This window comes from Catellatospora bangladeshensis, assembly GCF_016862575.1.
GTDB lineage: Bacteria > Actinomycetota > Actinomycetes > Mycobacteriales > Micromonosporaceae > Catellatospora > Catellatospora bangladeshensis.
In genome coordinates this window covers 83933-105487 of record NZ_BONF01000015.1, presented here as the reverse complement: position 1 = coordinate 105487, position 21555 = coordinate 83933, and the positions used below count along the sequence as shown (strand labels likewise).

Genomic DNA, 21555 nt, shown 5'->3' with positions numbered 1-21555 from the left:
GCCTGCCGTCGCTGGTGGGAGGCCACGGTGGTCTGGTGGCGCACTGATCGAGATCGAAGTCCCACTAAGGAGCAGCTCTGCAGCCAGTGGCTGGACAGGGCGCTCCCGGTGGGTCGGCCGAAAGATGGGCTGAATCGTGGCGTGGTCACCAAGGAGTTGGTAACCTGCGTCGGCAGTGTGCTCGAGCGTACGACCTGGGTCGGCCATGCGCGCCGGGAACGCCAGTTCCGCCAGTACGAGCCGTACGCCGTTGCAGCAGGCACCACCCTGGCCGGGCTCACCATCGGTGATCTGGACGCAGCCAAGGTCGCAGGCCAATGGGACCAACTCGATCAACCGGGTATCTGCGCGACGGTGGCGACGGTGATCGCCTGCTTTGCATGGCCGGTGACGCACTCGATCTGCAACGTCGGCCAGGAGGCCATCGAACTTGTGAAGGCGCGATGCGTGCTGCGTAAGGAGGAGAGGGACAAGCTCAAGGATCGGGCCAGGCGTCGGGCGCGCGACCACGTGACCGTGAACGGCCGGGAGCTGGCTGCGCCAGGCTGGATAGCGCAGCTGCTCGAGCCCGGTTCACCGCAGCGGGCGCAGTGGGTCGACACGGTCCTTGCGATCCTCGTCGAAAAGGAGATCGTCCTCACGGCGCCGATTCCGCCCGCGCGAGCCGGTCGCGGCAGGAAAGAAACGACGCTGCCGATCGCGTACGTCGTCAAACGGCGCGACCCCGACCGGTTCGCCGTCCTCGCCACGCCTGAGGGCCGCGCGCTGCTCGACAAGGTCTTCAGGTCGGTTGCACGCCCGCTCAAGGTCTCGGGGGCGACCGCGGACGAAGTCGATCAGGTGTTGGGGCGGGCGGTTGACGAACATACGGTCTACCTGCTCGGCCTGCCCGACCCTCACGCCGAGCTGGATCCCAAGAAGGTCACCAACCGGGTGCGGAAGCTGGTCTGGTACCGGGTTCTCGATGCGCGGGCGGCCGCCCGCTACCAGCGCCGAACGCCCCGGCACTCATCCGGCGCTGAACACCCCTCATCCGACGACACGGCAGCCGCCGCGCTGATCGAGGCACGAGACACCCAGGACGCGATCGCAGCGGCGTCGGCGAGCCTCGCCACGGCCGGGTACTGGGAGGCACAGGCGGCTGCGCAGCTGCTCAGAGACCTTCGGGAGGTGGGTGGAGACAGCAGAACCCAATCGCGCTGGCGTAGCGCGCTGGCGAAGAAGTGGGACGAGGATGCCCGCCAGGCTGCTGCCGGCTGGCCGCCACTGGCCAGACATACGTCCTGCGAGGAGGCGATAGAACACATCATCGAACTGATCCGTGCCGCGCTCAGATCCGGTAGTGGGGGATCCGCGTGAACTGGTGGAGGGACGAAACGTGACACGGATCGAGCACATAGCGGACACAGCCGGTGGTGGACTCATCGTCACGCCGCACGGCAGCCTGACCTGGTGGAGCAGCCGGTTGAGTCCCATCCGACCGGCGCTGATCCAGCTGGCACCGGACGTGTTGGTCGGGGTCGACATGACCGATCCCCGCCGCGTGGTGTCCTGGACCGCACCGCACGCCGACGCGCTGGCGCTGCTGCGAACGTTGTTCGGGAATCGATGGCACGCCGACGCCTGCGCAGCGTTGCGTCAGCCGAAACCACCAGTCACGATGCTGGCCGCGCCCCCGCGACTGCCGGACGCCTGGGCGCGCTTCGCACTCGCCCAGGGTGTACGCCGTTGGCTTCCTGTCCCGGTCGACGAGGCCACCCTGGCGATCGACGACGCCCTGGCGATCCACCTGCTCGGGTGGCGGGAGCAGGCCCGAACCGAGTTCGCGACGGTATCCGCGAGCCTGCTGGATCGCGTGGACGGCTACCTCCGCCGTGAACTGCCGCCCGGCATGTTCCCCGACCTCCGCGCGGCGACCCGTGCCGCAGCTGAGCTGCTCGGCAGCGGGCACCCCGATGCGGCAGACCTCGCCGCCAGCGCACATCAACTCGATGCCGCCGGCCCCCCGACTGCCGTCGGGGCGACGGACTGGAGCGTGGCCATCGATGCCGTGTCCGGCGCTCCTGCAGGAGCACAAGGCGCGCCCGCGGCGTGCTCAGCGGCCCTCGGCGTGCGGAGTGCCGACACCGCCGGCACATCCCAGCTCGTCGCGACGATGATGATCGACCCGGCGCTGGTCCAGGCACGGATTCTGAAATGGTCTGGCGCCGACGTGCCCGAGGTCATCGTCGCCACCTCTGCCGGTAGTGATCTGATCAGCATCAGTGCGGCCCTGGGCGAGGACACCGACAGCGCCGACCGGGAAGTGTCCGAGCTGCGTCTGCGGACGCTGCCGTCCCACATCGACGAAAAACACACCGGCGTGAGATTGCGCGCCACCGCCGACGGCACGCGCGTCACGGCCGAACTGCGGCTGAACGGCCGCGACCCGCACACGCTGCAGCTACAGATCTACCAGGTCGGTCGCGAGCGGCTTCATCACGGTGTACGCCGGCCAGAGCTGGTCCACGCCGACCGGCTCATGCTGGAGGCCTGGGCACTGCAGCGGCTGGCCGTCGCCGCGCAGGCCGTGGACCCCGCCGCGCGCGGGCGGCCATGGATCCGTGACGTCCTGCAGCGCGCACTCACCTGCGGCCTACGCGCCGCCGCACAGCTCGGCGCGTTGGCCGCCGAGCCGCAGTCGCCCACGGGGATCATCGGACCCGACACCCCGCTGCTCGCCGGGCTGCGGCTGGCCGCCGGACGCCCCACGACGAGCGACCTGCGCGCCTACCAGGCGGCAGCCCTCGCCTATTGCGCCGTGATCCGCGCCACACAGCTGGACCCGGGGCCGGCAGATCCCGCATGCCCGGCGCTGCTCGCCGAGATCCAGTTCGTCGGCGAGGTCGCCGGCGGCGCCAGGCCGCTCACCGACATCACCTCCGTCGACGACGTCTGGAAGCCGTCGCTGGAGCTGATCCCCGACCAGGAGCAGGCCACCGCGCACACATTGCTGGGGCTCCTCGCCACGCTCGCCGACGAGCCCATTCCCCAGCAGTTGCTCGACGTCACGACATTCGCGTCCCACAGCCTCTTCGCTGGCTGTGATCGGGCGTCGATAGGCCGAGCGCAACAGGCCCTTTGCGACGTGGGCCTGGCCGACGTCGTGCGGGGCGGCTCTGACGACCACGCCGGAGACGGTCCGCCGCGCCTTCTTCGACTCGTATCGCAGGTCCGCGGACACGCGTGGCCGCAAGTGCAACCATCGCAGCCCGCATACGTGGACCTGGCGACCACCCTGGTCCGTCGGGCGGTGGAGGACGCCGACCCCGAACGCCCGGTCCACTGGCCACTGTGGCGGCTGCTGACACCACATTGCCTACACCTTCGCCGGCTCGTCTCCTCGGCTCCGCCGGCCGACCTGGCGACCATGCATGCCTGTGCCGACATCGCAGAGCAGGCGGCACGGTACCTGAGTGCCACCGGTCGCTATGAGGAGGCGGCGACCGAGTTCGATGCGATTCTCAGGCTGCGCGCACGGTGCTCCGGCAGCCCGGCGTCCACGCTCCGCACCCGCCACCTCATCGCTGAGACACTGCGCGAGCGCGGACGGCTCGACGAGGCCGAACGCGAATTCCGCGCCATCTACCGACAGCGCCACGACCTGCTGCGCGATGTCCCAGAAGACACCGAAGGCGTGCTCCACGACCTGGTACAGGCCGGTTGGGACACCCCGCAAGGCCTCGCTCTGCTACCGCGACAGTGGCACCCGCAGCTGCTCACGCCACTGCTCGATATGCTCGAGACCTACCAACAGCTCGCCATCACTCAGGCATATCGCGCTGCGGTCAACGGTGACGAGTGCGAGGGCGAGGCGCAACAGATCTACCGGGACGTCTACGAGGCCCGCATGCGGATACTCGGACCCGGCCACCCGCACACCCTCGACAGCCGACGTGGCCTGGCGATCAGGATGTACCGACGCGGGCAGCTCGACGAAGCCGAAAGGGAGCTCCGCGACATCTGGGAAGCCGAGCAGCGCCTGCCCGACCACCAAGCTGATCATCCCGACACCCTGGTGACCTGCAGCTGGCTCGCCACGGTGCTGGCGGCCCGGAGCGAGCGGGCGCAATCCACCCGCACGGAGCAGTACTCGGAGGCCACCGCGCGCGCCGTCGGCCCCGCAGACGACCCTGCGTCGGCAGAGGCCGAGATCCTGTTCCGCGCCGTCTACCACGCTCGCAGTCACACACTGGGTGACGAGCACCCCGACACCACCCGCAGCCGACTCGACCTCGCAGATCACCTGGTCACGCGCGGACGCAGGCTGCTCACACCACCGGCACAGGCTGCGCCGACCGCACCGGCGACGGCACCGCCGCCGTCCGTCGTCGTGCCCGCCGCGCCTCCGACGATCGGCCGCAGGGTAGGACGCGCCGTGCCGCTGGCACTGCGCAGCCAGGACTCGTCCGCCGACGCCCTCTACGACCTTGGCCAATTCGCCGATGCCATGCAGAACGAGTGGCGGAACCTGCTCGATCTTGAGCGCGACCCCTTGGCGATCCCCGGCCGTGACGTCGCCGCAGACGACTATCTGCAGGCGGTACATGCGCCCGCGGATCTGCTGAACGCAGAGGAGACACCACAGTGACGACTCAGCACTCATCTCAGGACCAAGAGCGCGCGGTGGCGCTCGACGAGGCCCTCTCCGCGTTCGAAGAGGCACTGGCGCTGATCAACGGCCAGCAGGAACCCGGCTTCTACGGCGTGATCCTTCATGACATCGGTGACGTCCACAAGGCAAGGGGCGACGCCGACCAGGCGGTGGTGAACTACCGGCAGGCCGTCCAGTACAAGCAACTCGACGGCGCACGCGACCCGGGTGACCTGGTGACAACGATGCTGTCGCTGGCCGACAGCCTCATCGACGGCATGAAACTGCCGCAGGCACGCTCGGCGCTGGACGACGCCAGAGATCTGCTCGCCACCCATGCGCCCGAGATGGAACAGGACCGCCGGGCCGTGCGAGTGCATCGTCTCGGCCAAACCTATGAACGCCTCGGCGACGCAGGCGAGCAAGGCGCGTACGACGAGGCCCTCAGCGCGTACCGGATCGCCCTCGATCTGGTCGAACGGCCGACCGATCCCGTCTCGTACGCCACAGTGTTGCGCGACATCGGCGATGTTTACCAAGCGCAGGGCAGGTTGTCCGAGGCCGCGGTCGCGTACGAGACGGCTGTGGAGTGCATGCGCAACCAGCGCGGAGCTGAACGGAACCTCGCTGCCCTGCTGCTCAACCTCGGCCGCATCCGACGGCACCTCGGATCGGCTCGCCAGATGGTTCGCAACGACGGCCAGGCCGAGCAGACGGAGGACGCTGCCTCGCACGTCGGGCCATCGGGAATATCGGAGGCTCGCGATGAAACTCAATGACTTCATCTGGATGCCGTTCAGTGACAGCCGGGACGACTATCGCAACGACATCGCGAAGGCGGCGATCAACGAGGACTGGGGCCACGACCTTCGTTACCTCTACGACTACGTGCGCGACAACTTTGAGATCTCGCACAAGCAGGGAAAGGTCCGGACAAGTCCGGAGGGGGCGTACTGCCTGTTCCGCGCCGGTTCGCTGGTCACCCGCGAGGGGGAGCCGTTGACGATCCTCGGCGTGAAGAACAGGCTGTCCGGCAAGCAGCCGTACTTCTATAAGCGACTGTTCGCCCGGGAAAGATTCGTAGTGCGCGACGACGACAATGTGGAGCACGACGAGGAGGCACCGCCGGCTCCGGATTACGAGATACCGCCGTACCACCCGGAATACAAACTCGCCTACAACTTCGAACACTATCTAGACGATCATGAACCGCGGATGGAGGAACGCTTCCCCGCCTTGACCACGCACCAACGCTTTCTGTGCATCTACGCGGCGTTGGAGCTGGCGCACAAGCGGGGCAACCAGGCGGCTGTTCCCCAGTGGTACTGTGACCGCAACGCCGATGAGGGAAGCTACCAGTGGCTTCTTCCGCTCTACGTCACCACCGAGGATCTGTCGATCAAACCGGACCTGGTCGCTACGTTGAGCCCGCAACCCGAGTACGCGGAGTACAACGTCCGCACGCTCATCCCGCCCGAGTACGCCTACAGCCATGCTCGGGCAGTATCCGGCCGAGACCCGCAGTTCAGAACGTGGGCGTAAGGTCCAGCTGTCGCGACCTTGGCGTCATCGCCGTACCGGATCCGGTCGCTATGATCCCGGCCCATGCCGGAAGGGGTGGGGTGCACAGGTTGGTGGTGACCAAGGCCAGGTCGTGGCCGGTCGTGGTGCCGGGCTCTCGGACGGCGGTTCGTCCTGGGCCAGATGAGGCCCCAATTGTCCAATTCGTTCGATCGCTGATGTCCGGCGCTTGCCCGCTGGGTATCAGCGCTACATGACCGTCGCCTCGGGCGGTTGCCGACCGGCCTCGGTTGCGCTGCTGAGCGGCCGGCTGCCGATCACTAGAGTGATCGGCCCGTCGGCACTGATTACCCGGCGAAAGCAGCAGCGGGTCGGCGGGCCGCGACAGTAGCCTGGACGTATGTCCATCTTGGGATGTTTCCCGAATTGAGTTCTAGCTCGGCAGTCACTTGAGCTGGGCAAACACGACGCAGAGTTGGTGCGATCACAGACCCCTTGACTCGGGCACTTTATACTTCTGGCGACCTCGGCAAACGTTGCCTAGTACACCGCTGACCCCTTTTATGACTGGGGGTCAAGGGGTCGTCGGTTCGAATCCGGCCAGCCCGACAGTGCGAGTACAAGGGCCTTGGCTGGCGTTTCTGCTGGTCAAGGCCCTTGCTCTATGTCGCGACAGTCGGACTCATCGGTTGTCGGTCATGATCGCTGGGAACCAGTTGGGGAACAGGACACCATCGCGACACCTCTCACGTCGCGTTGAGTAACTGCTAGATGTGTGCTGAGTGATTCCCCGGCGGCCTCGATCGCGCGTCGGTCGGGATGCAGGTAGCGCTGTGTCGTGGTCAGGGAACCGTGCTCGGCGATCTTGCGCAGGACGTGCACGGGCACCCCCGCGTCGGCCATCCACGTCAGCCCGTGTGGCTGCCCGAGGACCACAGCCTGCGCAGGATGATCAGGCAATGGGCTGCCGGCCCGCCGGTTCTGGCGCGGCGAGTATCCGGGTGACGGGCGCCGATGTGGCGAAAGGCCCGGGCACGACCTCACCTCGGAGGATCCCACAGAGGTCGGCGCTCAGGTCCAGGTCAGACCCGTCGGGGTTGGTGTAGCCCATCTCGGCTTGGTAGCTGGTCCCGAGGCGGTCGGTGGTCACCGGGGCGACCACGTGGGTGCCCAGGTGGGTCACCTCGACGCGAAGGGTGCCGGCTGCGGTGTCGAGCACCTCGACTCGCACGGGTGACGCGCCTGTGATGATGGCCGTGGGTTCCGCGCGGAACGGCTCGGCGCCCTCCGCGTAGAGGTTGCCCTCGATCCAGACCGGGAGGCGTGGCCCGGCCATCGCGTTGCCGTGCTCGTTCGGGTACTCCTGCGCCGTCGGGTAGGCGTCGTACTGCGAGGTGCCCACCGGGGTGGGCATGAAGGTGGCCTGCCCGGGCACGCCGTCCACGTCGATCGCGCCGGACCAGAAGCTCGCGAGCGTCGAATCCGACTGCGGTTCGGTGTGCTCGGCGCGCGCTCCGTCGCCGACGAAGACGTTGTTGTAGAACCGGTTGTCTCCACCGAGGATGTTCGAGACTCCGTAGACGGCCGTGGAGTGCGGGAGGTGGTACGGGGTGTACCGCTGGTGCTCGGTGCAGTTCGCGATGCGACCGGCGATGTAGTTGTGCACGTACGCGCCGCCGCTGGACATGTCCTTGACCGCCCACGGTGACAGGAACAGGTTCGAGTCCACGAGGTACGGGCCGTGGCAGACCTCGACCATGAAGTCTTCGGCGGTGGAGGCGTAGAAGACGTTGCGCCGCACCAGTGTGCCCTGGGCCTGCCAGTCGAGCCACAGGGCACGGTGCGTGTGATGGATGGTGTTCCCGCTGATCACGGTGTCGATCGCGGCATGCAGCTTGATGCCGGCCACCTCGGCGCCGTGCCACTGACGCTTCACGTGGATGCGGGAGATGTGGTTGTCGCTGATGGTCGAGAACGCCGCCCCCAGGTGCCCGACGATGCCGGCCTGCTCGCAGTCCCGGATCGTGTTGCGGCGCACCGTGTGGGAGCCGACGTGATCCCGGTCCCACGGGTGCGGCTCGCCCGCGGCGGGCCCGCGCAGGGCGAGCGCCCGCTGGATCACCTCGCGCTCGCGCTGTGTGCCGCCCTTGGCGCCCTTCGGCCCTGCGGCGGCCTCGTTCTGCCCGGTGCTGGCCTCTTTGCCCAGCGAGACGCCGACGTTCTTCGAGTCGGTGATCGTGTTGTCCTCGATCACCCAGCCCTTCGACCAGTGCGGGCCGATCAGGCCCTCTTGCAGCGCCGTGGGCGGGGCCCACTGCGTGGCGGCCTTCGTCAGGATGAAGCCGCGCACCGTGATGTAGTCAATGCCGGTGGCGGCGGGCCAGAAGACGAACTTGCGCGCGTTGATCTCGATCTGGTGCTCCGCCGGGTCGGCGCCCCCGAAGTTCGCCCAGATCGTGGTGACGTCGTCGCCCACCTCGCAGTACCAGGTCAGCAGCGAGCCCGCCTGGTCGGACGAGTCCACGGTGACCTCGGGGTGCTCGACGCCGGCCATGGTCAGCGACTCGTACAACGACTTGCCGTCGAGATACACCTCGCCTGTGTGCCAGGTGTTGACCTGGTCGAAGAACCAGTCCCCACCGATGCGCTCGAGGTAGGGGTTGCGCGACCCGAACAGGGAGTTCGGCACGGTCGCCACCCAGACCCGGCCCGCCGAGCCGGCGTGCGGATGCCAGTCGCCGATCACCTCAGCACCCGAGATCGTCACCTTCTCGAACAGGCCATCCGCGCCCAGCGCAGCCTGGTAGGTGATCGGCGCAGCAGCCGTACCGCCGCGCGGCGGGTTGACCCACTCGCGGTACACGCCTTCGTGCACGACGACGGTGTCCCCCGGCTGAGCCAGCGCCGCGGCAGCGCCGATCGTGAGCAGGGGGGCCTGCGCGGTTCCGGCGGCGGTGTCGGAACCAGACTTCGCGACGTGCAGCTCCACGCCGGTAACCTCAGCCTCGGGGACGGGGAAAGCAAGAGCGCTGCTGGTCATTGATGATCTCGGTTTCTAGAGTTTCCATCGGTACCTGGAGGTCTGCGTCTGAGTGCGATTACCTTGCGAGACGGTGGCGAGTCCGATTACGGCAGCCGGCGCGAATCGGGATTGCCGGCGTTCGACGAGGCACCCTTGGTGCGTGCGCAGGAGGGTCACGACCGTGACACCGGCGTCGGTCGTGACCTCGAGCTGCGACTCGACGGTGAGCGTGGCGACAGTGCCTCCGTTCTGCAACGTACGACCGGCCGAACCGCCTGGGTATGTGTCACCGACGGTCTTGATCTGGACGAGCGAGTCGATGGCAGACGACTTCTCGGCGACCTGACCTGCCATTGCCGCCGGGAAGAGCATCATTCCCACCGGCCCGCCCGGACCAGGCCGCATGTAGCGGGCGATCGTGTCCCCGAGGACGTAGTCCTTCAGGACCTCCACAACTACTCCTTCTTGACGGAGCCTCACCCCGAGACAACTCAGGTCCACGGCTGGAGAGCGTCAGACCTCCGCCTCCGGTTGCACGTACCCCCGGGCGACGAAGAACCGCTCGAGCAGGTAGCACCACCACAGGAGGATCAGGCCGGGCGCCACGAACACCGCGGGCATGAAGTTCCAGATGGCGACGCCCCCGAGGACCACGGCGATCCCGAGCAGGAACGTCAGGCTGGGCGTCGTCAGCCCCAACGTGAGCCCGTTGAGCATCTGGCGCCAGGTGGGGTTGGTGAAGCGGGCTGCGAGGGGCAGGCACCAGAAGACCAGGAGCAGGAGGAAAAGCCCGACGACAATGAGCGGCACCCAGACCTCCGCCAGCCCGAGAGTGGGCAGGTAGGAGAGCGTCAGGATGCCCACGGCCGCGACCGGGACGGCCAGCAGGCCGATGACGGTCGCCTGCCTCCAGCTCTGCCGCAAGGCCTTCGTGGTGATGGCCCAGAGGCCTGCGTCCTTGCCCAGGACGTACCGGCGGCACACCTCGTAGGCGACTACAGTTCCCGCTCCCGCCGTCACGACTAGGCCGAGGCTCACGAGCCAGAACAGGCTGATCACGATGACGGAGCCGAGCGAGTCCAGGATGCGCCACAGTCGCGACGCGGGGTGGTAACGGAAGATGGTCGGCGCCTTTCAGTGTGCGGAGTTGCGGGTCCTGAGGACGGGGTCGGCCTGCCGCGGCGGGCGGGAGCCCGGCGCCATCAGCCCTTCACGGAGCCGATCACGAGACCGGACACGAAGTGCCTTTGCAGGAACGGGTAGACGAACAGGATGGGGACGGCCGCCACCATGGTGATCGCCGACCGCAGCGCGATCGGTGTGGTGACCTGCCCGCCAGACTGCGCGCTGCCCGTGCCGGCCACGGAGTTCATGCCGGCGTTCATCGAGCTCGCCAGTAGCTTCTGCAACTCGTACTGCAGGGTGGACAACGCCTGATCGCCCGAGTTGTAGAGCAGGGTGTCCAGCCAGGAGTTCCAGCTGCCCACGGCCACGAACAGACCCACCACGGCCAGCGCGGGCTTGCACAGCGGCATCACGACCTGCCACCACATGCGGAACTCGCCCGCGCCGTCGATCCGTGCCGACTCGATGATCTCGTCGGGGATCGACTTCATGTACGTGCGCAGGACGATCAGGTTGAACGCGCTGATGATCGTCGGCACCCAGTAGGCCTGGAAGCTGTTCAGCATGCCCAGGTCCCTGATGAGCAGGTAGTTGGGGATCAGCCCGGCGTCGAAGTACATCGTCAGCACGAAGATCAGGGTGATCGAGCGGCGGAAGATGAACTCTCTGCGGCTGAGCGCGTAGGCGAGCATCGAGGTGAAGACCAGGTTTGTCGCCACCACCACCACCGTCTTCAGGACGCTCATGAAGAACGCCTGGTAGATCGTGGTCATGTTGAACACCACGTTGTAGTTCTGCAGCGAGAAGACCCGAGGCCAGATGCCGATCCCGCCACGGACGGCGTCGTTGCCGTCGTTCAGGGAGATGGCGAGCGTGTTCAGCAGCGGGTAGATCATGAGCGCCGCGAGGACCAGCAGGAAGGTCGTGTTGAGCGTCGTGAAGATGATCTGCTCGACCGTCCGCTTGCGACGCCGCGACCCGCCTCGTGAGGCGCGCCGCGCCAGCGGCTTCGCGACAGTGGTGAGTGACATGAAGTCCTCCTAGACCAGCGTCTCTTGGTTGAGGCGCTTGGCCGCTAGGTTCGCCGAGCCCACCAGGATGACGGCGACGATGGTCTTGAAGATGCCCGCGACGACGGCGAGGCTGTAGTTGCCCAGCTGGTAGCCATAGCGCAGCACGAAGACGTCGATGGTCTCGGACTTTTCGGACACCAGGCCGTTGCCGAGGAAGTACGGCAGCTCGAAGTTCGTGGACAGGATCCAGCCGCTGTTGATGATGAGCAGCACGACGATCGTGGGCCTGATGCTCGGGAGCGTGATGCTGAACATCTTGCGATAGCGGCCCGCTCCGTCGACCTCGGCGGCCTCGTACAGGCCCGGGTCGATCGCAGTGATCGCGGCCAGGTAGAGGATCGTGTTCCAGCCCAGCTCCTTCCACAGGCTCGTCCCGGCGACGATCTCCCAGAAGTAGTTCGGCTCGGTCAGGAACAGGACCGGCTCGTCGACCAGGTGCAGGCTCATGAGGCCCTGGTTGATGAACCCGCCGGAGGAGGGCAGCGAGAGCGCCACCGATGCCAGGCTCGCCACGATCACCCAGCTGAGGAAGTGGGGCATGTACGTGATGTTCTGCAGGATCCGCTTGAACGGCAGGTTCTTGACCTCGTTCAGCAGCAGCGCCAGGACGATGGCCCCGAAGGTCCCGACGATCAGGGTCAGGACCGACTGTCCCATCGTGTTGACCACGACCTGGCGGAACCGCTCACCGTTGACACCGGTGAACAGGTTGTAAAAGTTCTCCAGGCCCACCCACTGCTGGTTCCAGATGCTGCCGCGACCCGGCTTGTAGTGCTGGAAGGCGATCGCCCAGCCGTAGACCGGGACGTACTTGAACAGGATCTGGTACAGCAGCAGCGGGACGGCCATCGCGAGCAGGGCCCGCTGCGCCCAGACCCTGTCCCAGGTGATCTTGCGCTTGGGATCCTTCGCCGCGTTCTTTCGGGCCTTGCGCTGCTGGGCACGCGAGCTGCTCGCCGGCTCCGGGGCCGGTTCGAGCCCGGTGGTGGGCACAGGGGTGCTGACCGTGGCGTCCGTCATCTGTCAACCTCGTCCGGAGCAGTGGGCGGTAATCGAGAACGCGTCGTGGTGGGGGCGCACGCCGCCCACCACGACTGCTCGCAGACTGTTACCAGTTGGCCAGACGGTTCTTGATGCCGGCGTTGACCGCGTCCTCGTACACCTTGACGTCGATCTTGTGGAGGGAGTCGACGTAGGCCTGCCAGTTCTTGTCGAAGTCGGCGGGCTTGCCGGCGATGATCTTCGGCAGGTTCTGCACGCTGGTGTCGGTCACCTGCTGGTTGACCTGGTTGGCGGCGTCGGAGAGCTTGATGTTCCACGCCGGGTAGTACTTGGGGTTCTCCGCGATCTTGTTCATGAAGTCAAGCCAGGTCTTCTTGCCGTACTTCTCCATGAAGTTCTTGTCGTAGTCGCTCAGCGTCGCGTAGAACTCGGCGGGCTGGTCGTCGGGGCTGTAGGCGTTGCCGTCGGAGAACTTGCCCTGGTGCTTGGGCAGCATGTCGAGCAGCGCGTCGAGACGGTTGTGGGAACGCCAGGTGATGTCCTTGTAGTTCTTGCGCTGCTCGTCCGTGCGGGAGAAGACGCCGTCGGCGCCGACCTGGTAGTCCTCGCCGGCGATGCCCCAGGAGAGCGTCTTCTGCCACTCCTCGCTGAGCATGGTGTCGAGGAACTTCAGTGCCTTCTTCGGCTGCTTGCTGGAGACCGAGACGCCGAACCCCTGGTTGATGTTCATGACGGGGCGGTCGGCGTACCAGGGCGTCACCCCGTCGTAGACGGGCATGAGGGGCACGTAGGTGTTCTCGTCCTTGCCGGCGCTCTGCAGCGACTGGGTGGCGGTCCCGAAGTTCCAGCCCTGGTCGTGCATGCCGAGGACGGCGCCGGTGGCCAGCTTCGCGGTGTACTGGTCGAACGTCAGCGTGAAGGACTCGCGGTCGACGAGACCCGCGCTGTACTGCTGGTTGAGGACCTTGTAGAAGTTCTTCGCGACGTCCTTGTCAGCGTAGATCGACGCGTTGTTGTTGCTGTCGACGATGACGCCACCGTTGTTCGGGGAGCCTGCCAGCAGCGCCGGCGGGTTGGTCATGCCCCACTCACGGCCCTTGGACGCCAGAATCTCGAAGCCGACGGTCGGGGCACCGTTGGTCTGGGGGTGCTTCGCCTTGTAGTCCGAGATGAGCTGGAAGTATCGGTCGAGCGTCATGTTGCTGAGGTCCGGGTAGCCGGCGTCCGCGAGCACACGCTTCTGGATCCAGAACGCGGGACCGTAGTAGGTGCCGCCGGTGATGTCGCCGTAGAAGCGGTTGTAGTTCGGGAAGATGTACAGGCCCTTGTCTACCTCATCGCCCGAGTAACTCATCTTCTTGATGTCGTCCTTGACGTGCGCGGCGAGGTTGGGGTAGGCACCAGTCTCCAGCATGTCGTCCAGGCGCCGGAGAGCGCCGCCCTCCAGGAAACGCTGCTTCAGGTCGCCGGTGCCGATGAGGTCGGGGTACTGACCGCCCGCGAGCATGACACCGATCTTCTGGTCCTCGTTGTCCGGCGTGACGATCTCGTAGGTGAGGGTGACACCAAGCTTGTCCTTGAGCAGCTTGGAGATCTTGTTGTCGGGTGCCGGGGCCTGCTGGGCCGACGTGATCCAGACCGAGAGCGTCGTCGGGTTGCTGGGGCTCAGCACGTCCGAATCGTCCGTGCTCTCGTCCTCCGTGCAGGCAGCCAGGGCGATCAGTGCCATGGCCGTGGCGGCCACGGTGAGCTGCCGCCCGGCCCGGCGCAGGCCGCCGAGTCTGAGGTTGCGCTTCATGTCTCTCCTTACGAGAACTGTCCTGATGTCTCCGCTGTGAGAAAACTGTCCGGGCGATGTCGACCGGAGCTGTGCGCTGCGGACGCGAATTCGGCCTCGCGTCTTAATCCCGGCGTGATTTTAGCGATAAAGTAGAGAGGCGATCGAATTCCGTCAAGCCCCGCGCACGAACCGAGACTCCGCCGTGACGTCCCGGTCCACATGCAAGGAGCCGCATGCGTCACGCCCTCCAGAACGGCGCCCTGTCGGCGTACGGGTTGGCGTGGACAGGTGGGTGCGGCTGAACGTACCCAGCTCGCCGCACGCGATCGATCCCGCAGCGTGACTGCCCGTTCACTTTGGCCACTTCGGCGGTGGCGGTGGTAGGCCGAGGTCACGGCGAAAGGGATGGGCTCGATCGAGGGATACACCGTCGTCGGCCTTCCGGGGCGGGCATATCCAGCCGGTGACGGTAGGCCCCGGACCCGTACCCCTGATGGCGGCCAGGTCCTGGGACCTGACAGCTGCCCGGCGCGGCATGCGCGAAGCGGCCGGCCAGCCGCGCTAATTCGAGTGGCGGGACAGGGTGCCGTCGAGCGTGGTGCCCCACGCCTTGGCGACGCGTGAGGTGACCGTCGACGTGCCCGGAGACGGGCAGGTGCGCATCAGGCGCAGGGTGTCGCGGCAGGCCGGCGCGACGGTGACCGTGGTGGCGCCGCAGGCGTGGGATGGTGCCGGGGCCCCCACAGGGTCAGCAGCAGCTCGCCCCGTCTGGCTCGGTGGACTCACTTGCCAAGCCGTATTTTATCGATAATATGACGGCACCCCGCGGTATGGCCGAGCCGCGAGCCTCTCGTCAGAGGTTGCTGGGCTGGCAGCACGTCGCGCACAGGAGGATACACATGGCGAGGGTGACGATGGCGGACGTCGCCCGTGAGGCGGGCGTGTCGGCCATGACCGTGTCGAACGTCCTCAACGAGCGCCTCCCGGTCAACGAGCCGACACGTGCCCGCGTCATGGCCGCCGTCGCGGCTCTTGGGTACGAGGTCAACCTGACCGCGCGACACCTGCGCGCGGGACGGACCGACACCGTCGCCTTCATCGTGCCCAGCTTCCACGACTACTTCGGTGAGATCGCCGACAAGATCGCGCCGCTGATCGAAGCCGACGGGCGACACCTCGTCCTTGAGCGGACGAGCGCCAGCCCGGAGTACGAGATGGCGGCGGTGAGCGTCGCGCGACTCCAGTACTACGACGGCGTCCTGCTGTCCGTCGCCGGCCTCGACCGCGACCAGCTGGACCGCATGCGCACGCCCAAGCCGATCGTGCTGCTCGGCGAGCGTGACGTGCCCGACCGCTTCAACCACGTGCGGCTGGCGAACGAAGAGGGCGCCCGCCTCGCGACGGCGCACATGATCGAGCACGGCTCGCGACGCATCCTTGCACTGGGCTGCACGTTCGACACCGCGCACATGATGTCGTCGGACCGCCGCGCTGGCTGGGAGCGCGCACTTCGCGATGCCGGCCTCGATGTCGACGCACGCCATGTGGTGCCCGTCTCCACCTACACGTCGGCGGCCGGACGCGATGCCCTGCTCGACGTCATCGCGTCCGGTCTGCCCTTCGACGGCGTCTTCGCCGTCACCGACGTCATCGCGCTCGGCGCGATCGCGGCCCTGGCCGAGAGCGGGCTTCGTGTGCCCGTCGACGTCCAGCTCGCCGGGTTCGACAACCTCGACATGGCGAGGTTCGTCCCGCCCGGCCTCACCTCCGTCGACGCGAACCATGAAGGTGTCGCCGAGACCGCGGTGGGTCTGCTGCGCCGGCAGATGGCGGGCTGGACCGGCCCGGCCGAGCACGTCGTCGCGCCCGTCAGTCTCGTGGTGCGTGGCTCCACCCGCGGTGGCGCGTAGGGCCGTGCACTCGCGCGGAACGCCGCGCGCCCCTCTAGCCCGGTTCGGTCGAAGGGAACCAAGCTGTGAGCACGTCTGCGCGCACGTCCGCCTTACGCGCCGTCCCCGCATCCCCGCTCGCCGGGACGCGACACCGGCCGCTGCCGATCCCGTCCGTACGCCTTTGGGCGGCGACGGGCGGGTCGAGATCCGCGCCGAGGGCGACGTCGTCCCCGGCACCGAGCTGTCCGTGCGCATCCCCGGATGGTCGCCGCGCTCCACCGCGGTAGGCCCCGACACCGCCACCGAGCTCGGCGACGAGCGAACGGTAACAGCGATCCCGCTCTCGACCCGGGGCAACCGTGCTCCCGGCCTGATGCGGGTCTGGCTTCCGCGAGCTCCTCGCTGGGCCTGCAATGACGGACCACACAGCTGATAGGAAGACGATGACGACGAGCACGATCGCAGTGATCGACCTCGACCTGCCCGGCGCCACGATCAGCCGGCACGTGTACGGGCACTTCGCCGAGCACCTAGGGCGGTGCATCTACGGCGGGTTCTGGGTGGGCGAGGACTCGCCGGTCGCGAACGTGCGGGGCATCCGCTCGGACGTGGTCGAGGCGTTGCGGGCAATCTCGATCCCGAACCTGCGCTGGCCGGGCGGCTGCTTCGCCGACGACTACCACTGGCGTGACGGCGTCGGCCCGCGCGAGAGCCGCCCGCGGATGGTCAACTCGCACTGGGGCGACGTGGTGGAGGACAACGCGTTCGGCACGCACGAGTTCATGGACCTGTGCGAGCTGCTCGGTGCGGACCCGTACGTGTCGGGGAACTTGGGGTCCGGGTCGGTGGCGGAGATGTCGGCGTGGGTGGAGTACCTGACCCGGGCGGACGACTCACCGATGGCGGCGCTGCGGCGGGCGAACGGGCGCGAGCAGCCGTGGCGGGTGCCGTTCTGGGGACTGGGCAACGAGGCGTGGGGCTGCGGCGGCAACATGCGCGCCGAACAGTTCGCGTCGCTGGCCCGGCAGTACGCCACCTACTGCCGCAACCACGGCGGCAACCTGCTGTACCGGATCGCGGCGGGCGCGAACGAGGCCGACCTGCACTGGACCGAGACGCTCATGCGCTCGTTCGACGACCTGGCAGCGGACCGAGCCGGTTCGGCGGGCCCGTTCCAGGCCGTGTCGCTGCACTACTACACGATGGCCGGGTCGTGGTCGGACAAGGGCGACGCCACCGGGTTCAGCACGGACCAGTGGTACGTGACCATGGCACGCGCCCGGCGCATGGAAGAGCTGCTCACCCGGCACTCCACGGTCATGGACCGCTACGACCCGCACCGCAAGGTCGGCCTGGTCGTGGACGAGTGGGGCACGTGGTGGAACGTGGAGAAGGGCACCAACCCCGGGTTCCTGTACCAGCAGAACACGCTGCGCGACGCCCTGGTCGCCGCCGTGCACTTCGACGCGTTCCACCGTCACGCCGAGCGCGTGGTCATGGCGAACATCGCCCAGACCGTCAACGTGCTGCAGGCCATGATCCTCACCGACCCCGACAGCGGGGCGCTCGTGCTCACCCCGACGTACCACGTCTTCGCCATGAACACCGGCCACCACGACGCCGCCGCGCTCGCGGTGCACCTGCGCGGCGTCGAGACTCGCGCCGTCGGCGCGACCGAGCTGCCGCTCGTCTCGGCGTCCGCGTCGGTCAAGGGCGACACCGCCCTGGTCTCGCTGTCCAACCTCGACGCCGAGACGGACCGCACCCTCGTCCTGGACCTGCGCGGCCGCGATGTCGTCGGGCACACCGCGCGGGTGCTGACCGCCACGGCGCTCGACGCGCACAACACTCCCGAACAGCTCGACGCCGTCGCCCCTGCCGACCATGCCGGCGTGCACCCCCACCCCCGGGGGCTCGAGGTCGAGCTGCCTGCCCACTCCTACGTCACCGTGGCGCTCGAGCTGCGCTGATGGACCGGCCGGAGGTGAACATCCGCGACGGCGGGGTGCGGGCAGACGTCACCAACCCCGTCATCTTCGCGGACGTGCCCGACCCGGACGTCATCTTCGACGGCCGGTACTACTACATGGTCAGCACGACCATGTACTTCGCGCCGAGCGTCCCGATCATGCGCTCGGGCGACCTGGTGCACTGGTCCATCGCCGGGTACACCGCGGCGATCCTCGACGACACGGACGCGCTGGCGCTGCGCAACGGCCAGGACGCGTACGGCCGGGGCAGCTGGGCAGCGAGCATCAGGTTCCATGAGGGGACCTACTACGTGTCGGTCGGCAGCCTCACCACGCAGCAGACGTACGTCTACTCGACTCCCGACATCGAGCACGGGCCGTGGACCAGGTCGGTGCTCGACGGGTACGCCCACGATCAGTCGCTGCTCTTCGACGGCGACGACGTCTGGCTTGTCTACGGTGGCGGGTCGATCGACCTGCGCAGGCTGCGGCGGCACGGCGACGGGACCCTTGCCTGGGACGGCCCGGCGACCCGGCTCGTCGAGGACGCCGACGTCGACCAGACCAGCGGACTGAACGCCGAGGGCGCGCACGCGTACAAGATCGGGGACTACTACTACGTCTTCATGATCGAGTGGCCGTCGGGTGGCATCCGCCAGGAGGTGCTGTGGCGGTCGACGTCGCTGACGCCGCAGTCGGCCGGCGGCGTGTGGGAGGGCCGGGTCGTGCTCAGCCAGGGCGTGACGGTCGGGGGCCGACCCGGAACCGGCGTCGCCCAGGGAGGAGTCGTCCGGACATCCGACGGACAGTGGTACGCCATGCTGTTCCAGGACGAGGGCCCGCTGGGTCGTGCGCCTCAGCTCATTGGCGTGACCTGGGACGACGACGGGTGGCCGGTGTTCGCTCTCCATCCGCAAGCGCCCGCGGCGGCCGCCCGGACGGCCGGTGACGGGGCCGCCGTCGTCGCCTCGGACGACTTCGACAACCTCCTGCAGCGCGCGGGCCACTGGAACACGGCCAACGCCGACCTCCTGGCAGAGTCCGCCGAGAACGCATGGAACGGGTCCAACCTGCGGCTCCAGTGGCAGTGGAACCACAACCCGGACAACCGGTTCTGGTCGCTCACCGAGCGGCCCGGACACCTGCGGCTGACCACGGGCCGCGTCGCGTCGAGCATCCTCGATGCCCGCAACACGCTCACCCAACGCACGCTCGGACCCGCGAGCTCCGGCGCCATCTCGCTGGACGTCTCGCACATGAAGGACGGGGACGTCGCAGGCATCTCCGCCTACCAGCGAAAGTACGGATACATCGCCGTGACGATGGAGGGCGGGACCAAGAGCCTGGTGATGCGCCGGGCGGGCGGCGACGGCGTCATCGCCTTCACCAGCGCACCGGTGCCGCTGCGGGCGGACGTCGTCTACCTGCGCGCTGACGTCGACTTCCGGGATGCCGTCGATACGGCGTCGTTCGCGTACTCGTACGACGGCGGCAACTGGACGTGGCTGGGCGACACCCTGCGGATGCAATACGACCTCGCGCACTTCACCGGGTACCGGTTCGCCCTCTTCAACTACGCCACTGCCGAGCCCGGAGGCTACGTCGACGTGGACTGGTTCCGTGTCAGCGAGCCCACCGGGCTCGCAAGCCCTACTCACCGACGGAGCGAAGGAGCTGTTCTTGACTGAGCAGGCGACGTCAGCCCTGCTGATCGACGGACAGGAACCCGCCGAGGTGCGGCTGCATCATGTGTGGAACGAGTGCGTCGGTGCCGGCCGCGCGAATGAGGCGTTGCGGGCGGACTGGCAGGCGCACTTCCGCGAGGCCGTCCAGGTGCTGGGCGCCCGGCACGTGCGCTTCCACGGCCTGTTCCACGACGACATGTTCGTCTACCGGACGGACGACGGCGGCGGCTTCGGCCCGAACCAGCCGCTGCCCGAGCCGGTCTACACGTTCGCATATGTCGACAAGGTGTTCGACGCGATCCTCGACGCGGGCGCCCGCCCGTTCGTGGAGCTCGGGTTCATGCCACGCGAGCTCGCCACTCAGACCGAGACGCTGTTCTGGTGGAAGGCGCACTGCAGCCCGCCCAAGGAGATGGGCCGATGGGTCGCGCTGGTCGACGCCACCGTGCGGCACTGGATCGAGCGGTACGGCATCGACGAGGTGCGGCAGTGGCCGTTCGAGGTGTGGAACGAGCCGAACCTCGTGCCCAACTTCTGGACCGGGACGCGCACCGAGTACTTCGAGCTGTACGAGGCCACGGCGCGCGCGATCAAAGCCATCGACCCCCGGCTGCGGGTCGGCGGCCCGTCGACGAGCGTGTTCGTCCCCGACGCCCGTTACTCCGGAGAGACCCACGACCCGTCGCTCGAGGTCGAGACCGCGGTGGCCACCGACCCCGACGAGCTCGACTGGCAGCCGGTGTGGATCCACGAGCTGATCGAGTACTGCGCGCAGCGCGGGCTGCCGATCGACTTCCTCTCCACCCACCTGTATCCGACCGACTACGCGGCGGACTCCCTGGGCAACCTCAAAGCGATCACGCGCCAGAAGGACGCCACGTACGTCGACCTGCAGGTCCTGCGCACGATCATCGAGAACAGCCCGTACCCGGATGCCGAGCTGCACATCACCGAGTGGTCGACCTCGCCGTCGAGCCGCGACGCGATCCACGACACGCTCTTCGCCGCCGCGTACATCGTCCGGGCGTTCCTCAAAGGCGCGCCGCTGGCCGACTCGATCTCCTACTGGACCTTCACCGACGTGTTCGAGGAGGGCGGCGGCGGCATCGGCCCCTTCCACGGAGGCTTCGGGTTCGTCAACGAGAACGGCCTGCACAAGCCGACGTTCCACGCGATGGCCATGCTCCACCGCCTCGGTGACCGCCTCCTGGCCGAGCTGCCCGACGGCGCCATCACCCGCTCGTCCGCGACGGGTGACGTGTCGGCCATCTTCTACAACTACCCCGCCGATATGGGCACGACGGGGCTCGCGTCCCGCAACGGCTACGCCGAGACGCGAGCCCTCGCCGAGATGGGCCCCGAGCGCCGCGTCCGGCACCGGGTCGAGGGACTGCGCCCGGGCACCGAGCTCACCGTGGAGATCCTCGACTGGGAGCACGGGAACGTCGCCGAGGCCTGGTACCAGATGGGCGCCCCGCTCAACATCACGCGGGAACAGACCGCCGAGCTGCGCCACGTCGCCGACGGCCTCCACCGCAGCACGCTGACCGTCGGCGACGACGGCGTTCTCGACATCGACCTCACGCTGCCCGCCTGGGCGGTCGCCTCGGTCGCGCCGACGCTTGCCCGCGCCGCTGCTTGCCGCACTCCCGGAGCTCTTCGACACGAGGAGGGTTGAACGTCGTAGTGCTCGAGAGCGGGAACGTCAAGCCGAACTGCTTGCGGTAGAACGCGCGCTGTGGTTCGCCGATCACGTCACGACACCCTCGAACCCGCGATGAGGATCGCGCAGTGCGGCCGCCTCGCATCGTTCGGGTTTGTCGCCTCTTGCGCGAGTTCGTTGCTATGGCAT

At 67.7% G+C, this 21555-nt stretch carries 15 protein-coding genes and 1 pseudogene; 8 read left to right on the top strand and 8 right to left on the bottom strand.

Annotated elements, in window-relative coordinates; translation table 11 throughout:
- Positions 1–141: 141 nt before the first annotated feature.
- Genes Cba03nite_RS14950 through Cba03nite_RS14935 form a run of 4 tightly spaced genes read left to right on the top strand, consistent with a single transcriptional unit; the run spans position 142 to position 6175 of the window.
- Positions 142–1359 (top strand): hypothetical protein, encoded by a 1218-nt coding sequence (locus tag Cba03nite_RS14950; protein ID WP_203746197.1) that lies wholly within the window; start codon positions 142–144, stop codon positions 1357–1359.
- Between the two features lie 19 nt (positions 1360–1378).
- Positions 1379–4630, top strand: a complete 3252-nt coding sequence (locus Cba03nite_RS14945) for a tetratricopeptide repeat protein (protein WP_203746196.1) — start codon at positions 1379–1381, stop codon at positions 4628–4630.
- A complete protein-coding gene (locus Cba03nite_RS14940; RefSeq protein ID WP_203746195.1) occupies positions 4627–5412 on the top strand; it encodes a tetratricopeptide repeat protein in 786 nt (261 codons plus the stop codon). Before Cba03nite_RS14945 ends, Cba03nite_RS14940 begins: the two co-directional genes overlap by 4 nt.
- A complete protein-coding gene (locus Cba03nite_RS14935) occupies positions 5399–6175 on the top strand; it encodes a DUF3825 domain-containing protein (RefSeq protein ID WP_203746194.1) in 777 nt (258 codons plus the stop codon). Before Cba03nite_RS14940 ends, Cba03nite_RS14935 begins: the two co-directional genes overlap by 14 nt.
- Positions 6176–6850: 675 nt before the next feature.
- Here the strand turns inward: Cba03nite_RS14935 and Cba03nite_RS40500 are convergent.
- From Cba03nite_RS40500 to Cba03nite_RS14900, 8 genes and pseudogenes are all read right to left on the bottom strand, one after another.
- Positions 6851–7069 (bottom strand): annotated as a pseudogene (locus tag Cba03nite_RS40500) (hypothetical protein); the annotation flags it as partial.
- Between the two features lie 37 nt (positions 7070–7106).
- Positions 7107–9143, bottom strand: coding sequence for a right-handed parallel beta-helix repeat-containing protein (locus Cba03nite_RS14930; protein WP_203746193.1), 2037 nt, complete (start codon positions 9141–9143; stop codon positions 7107–7109).
- Positions 9144–9209: 66 nt separating this feature from the next.
- Complete coding sequence (locus Cba03nite_RS14925; RefSeq protein ID WP_203746191.1) at positions 9210–9629, bottom strand: hypothetical protein; 420 nt, start codon at positions 9627–9629, stop codon at positions 9210–9212.
- A gap of 60 nt (positions 9630–9689) precedes the next feature.
- On the bottom strand, positions 9690–10235 hold the full coding sequence (locus Cba03nite_RS14920; RefSeq protein ID WP_203746189.1) for a YesL family protein: 546 nt from the start codon (positions 10233–10235) through the stop codon (positions 9690–9692).
- Positions 10236–10378: 143 nt separating this feature from the next.
- Positions 10379–11332, bottom strand: a complete 954-nt coding sequence (locus Cba03nite_RS14915) for a carbohydrate ABC transporter permease (RefSeq protein ID WP_203746187.1) — start codon at positions 11330–11332, stop codon at positions 10379–10381.
- Between the two features lie 9 nt (positions 11333–11341).
- A complete protein-coding gene (locus Cba03nite_RS14910) occupies positions 11342–12394 on the bottom strand; it encodes an ABC transporter permease (protein WP_203746185.1) in 1053 nt (350 codons plus the stop codon).
- An 88-nt stretch (positions 12395–12482) separates the two neighbouring features.
- The gene (locus tag Cba03nite_RS14905; protein ID WP_239125743.1) at positions 12483–14174 is read right to left on the bottom strand and encodes a type 2 periplasmic-binding domain-containing protein; all 1692 of its coding nucleotides are present in this window, start codon (positions 14172–14174) and stop codon (positions 12483–12485) included.
- Between the two features lie 543 nt (positions 14175–14717).
- Positions 14718–14900 carry a hypothetical protein gene (locus tag Cba03nite_RS14900; protein ID WP_203746182.1) on the bottom strand — a complete coding sequence of 61 codons (183 nt, stop codon included), beginning with the start codon at positions 14898–14900 and terminating at the stop codon, positions 14718–14720.
- Between the two features lie 116 nt (positions 14901–15016).
- Here Cba03nite_RS14900 and Cba03nite_RS14895 point away from each other — a divergent pair, with 116 nt between their 5' ends.
- The 4 genes from Cba03nite_RS14895 to Cba03nite_RS14880 all read left to right on the top strand — a co-directional run bounded on the left by Cba03nite_RS14895 (position 15017) and on the right by Cba03nite_RS14880 (position 21381).
- Positions 15017–16066, top strand: coding sequence for a LacI family DNA-binding transcriptional regulator (locus Cba03nite_RS14895; protein WP_239125742.1), 1050 nt, complete (start codon positions 15017–15019; stop codon positions 16064–16066).
- A gap of 425 nt (positions 16067–16491) precedes the next feature.
- The gene (locus Cba03nite_RS40310) at positions 16492–18018 is read left to right on the top strand and encodes an alpha-N-arabinofuranosidase (protein ID WP_203746180.1); all 1527 of its coding nucleotides are present in this window, start codon (positions 16492–16494) and stop codon (positions 18016–18018) included.
- The gene (locus tag Cba03nite_RS14885) at positions 18018–19706 is read left to right on the top strand and encodes a glycoside hydrolase family 43 protein (RefSeq protein ID WP_203746178.1); all 1689 of its coding nucleotides are present in this window, start codon (positions 18018–18020) and stop codon (positions 19704–19706) included. Before Cba03nite_RS40310 ends, Cba03nite_RS14885 begins: the two co-directional genes overlap by 1 nt.
- A complete protein-coding gene (locus Cba03nite_RS14880; protein WP_203746176.1) occupies positions 19699–21381 on the top strand; it encodes a GH39 family glycosyl hydrolase in 1683 nt (560 codons plus the stop codon). Before Cba03nite_RS14885 ends, Cba03nite_RS14880 begins: the two co-directional genes overlap by 8 nt.
- Positions 21382–21555 lie beyond the last annotated feature (174 nt).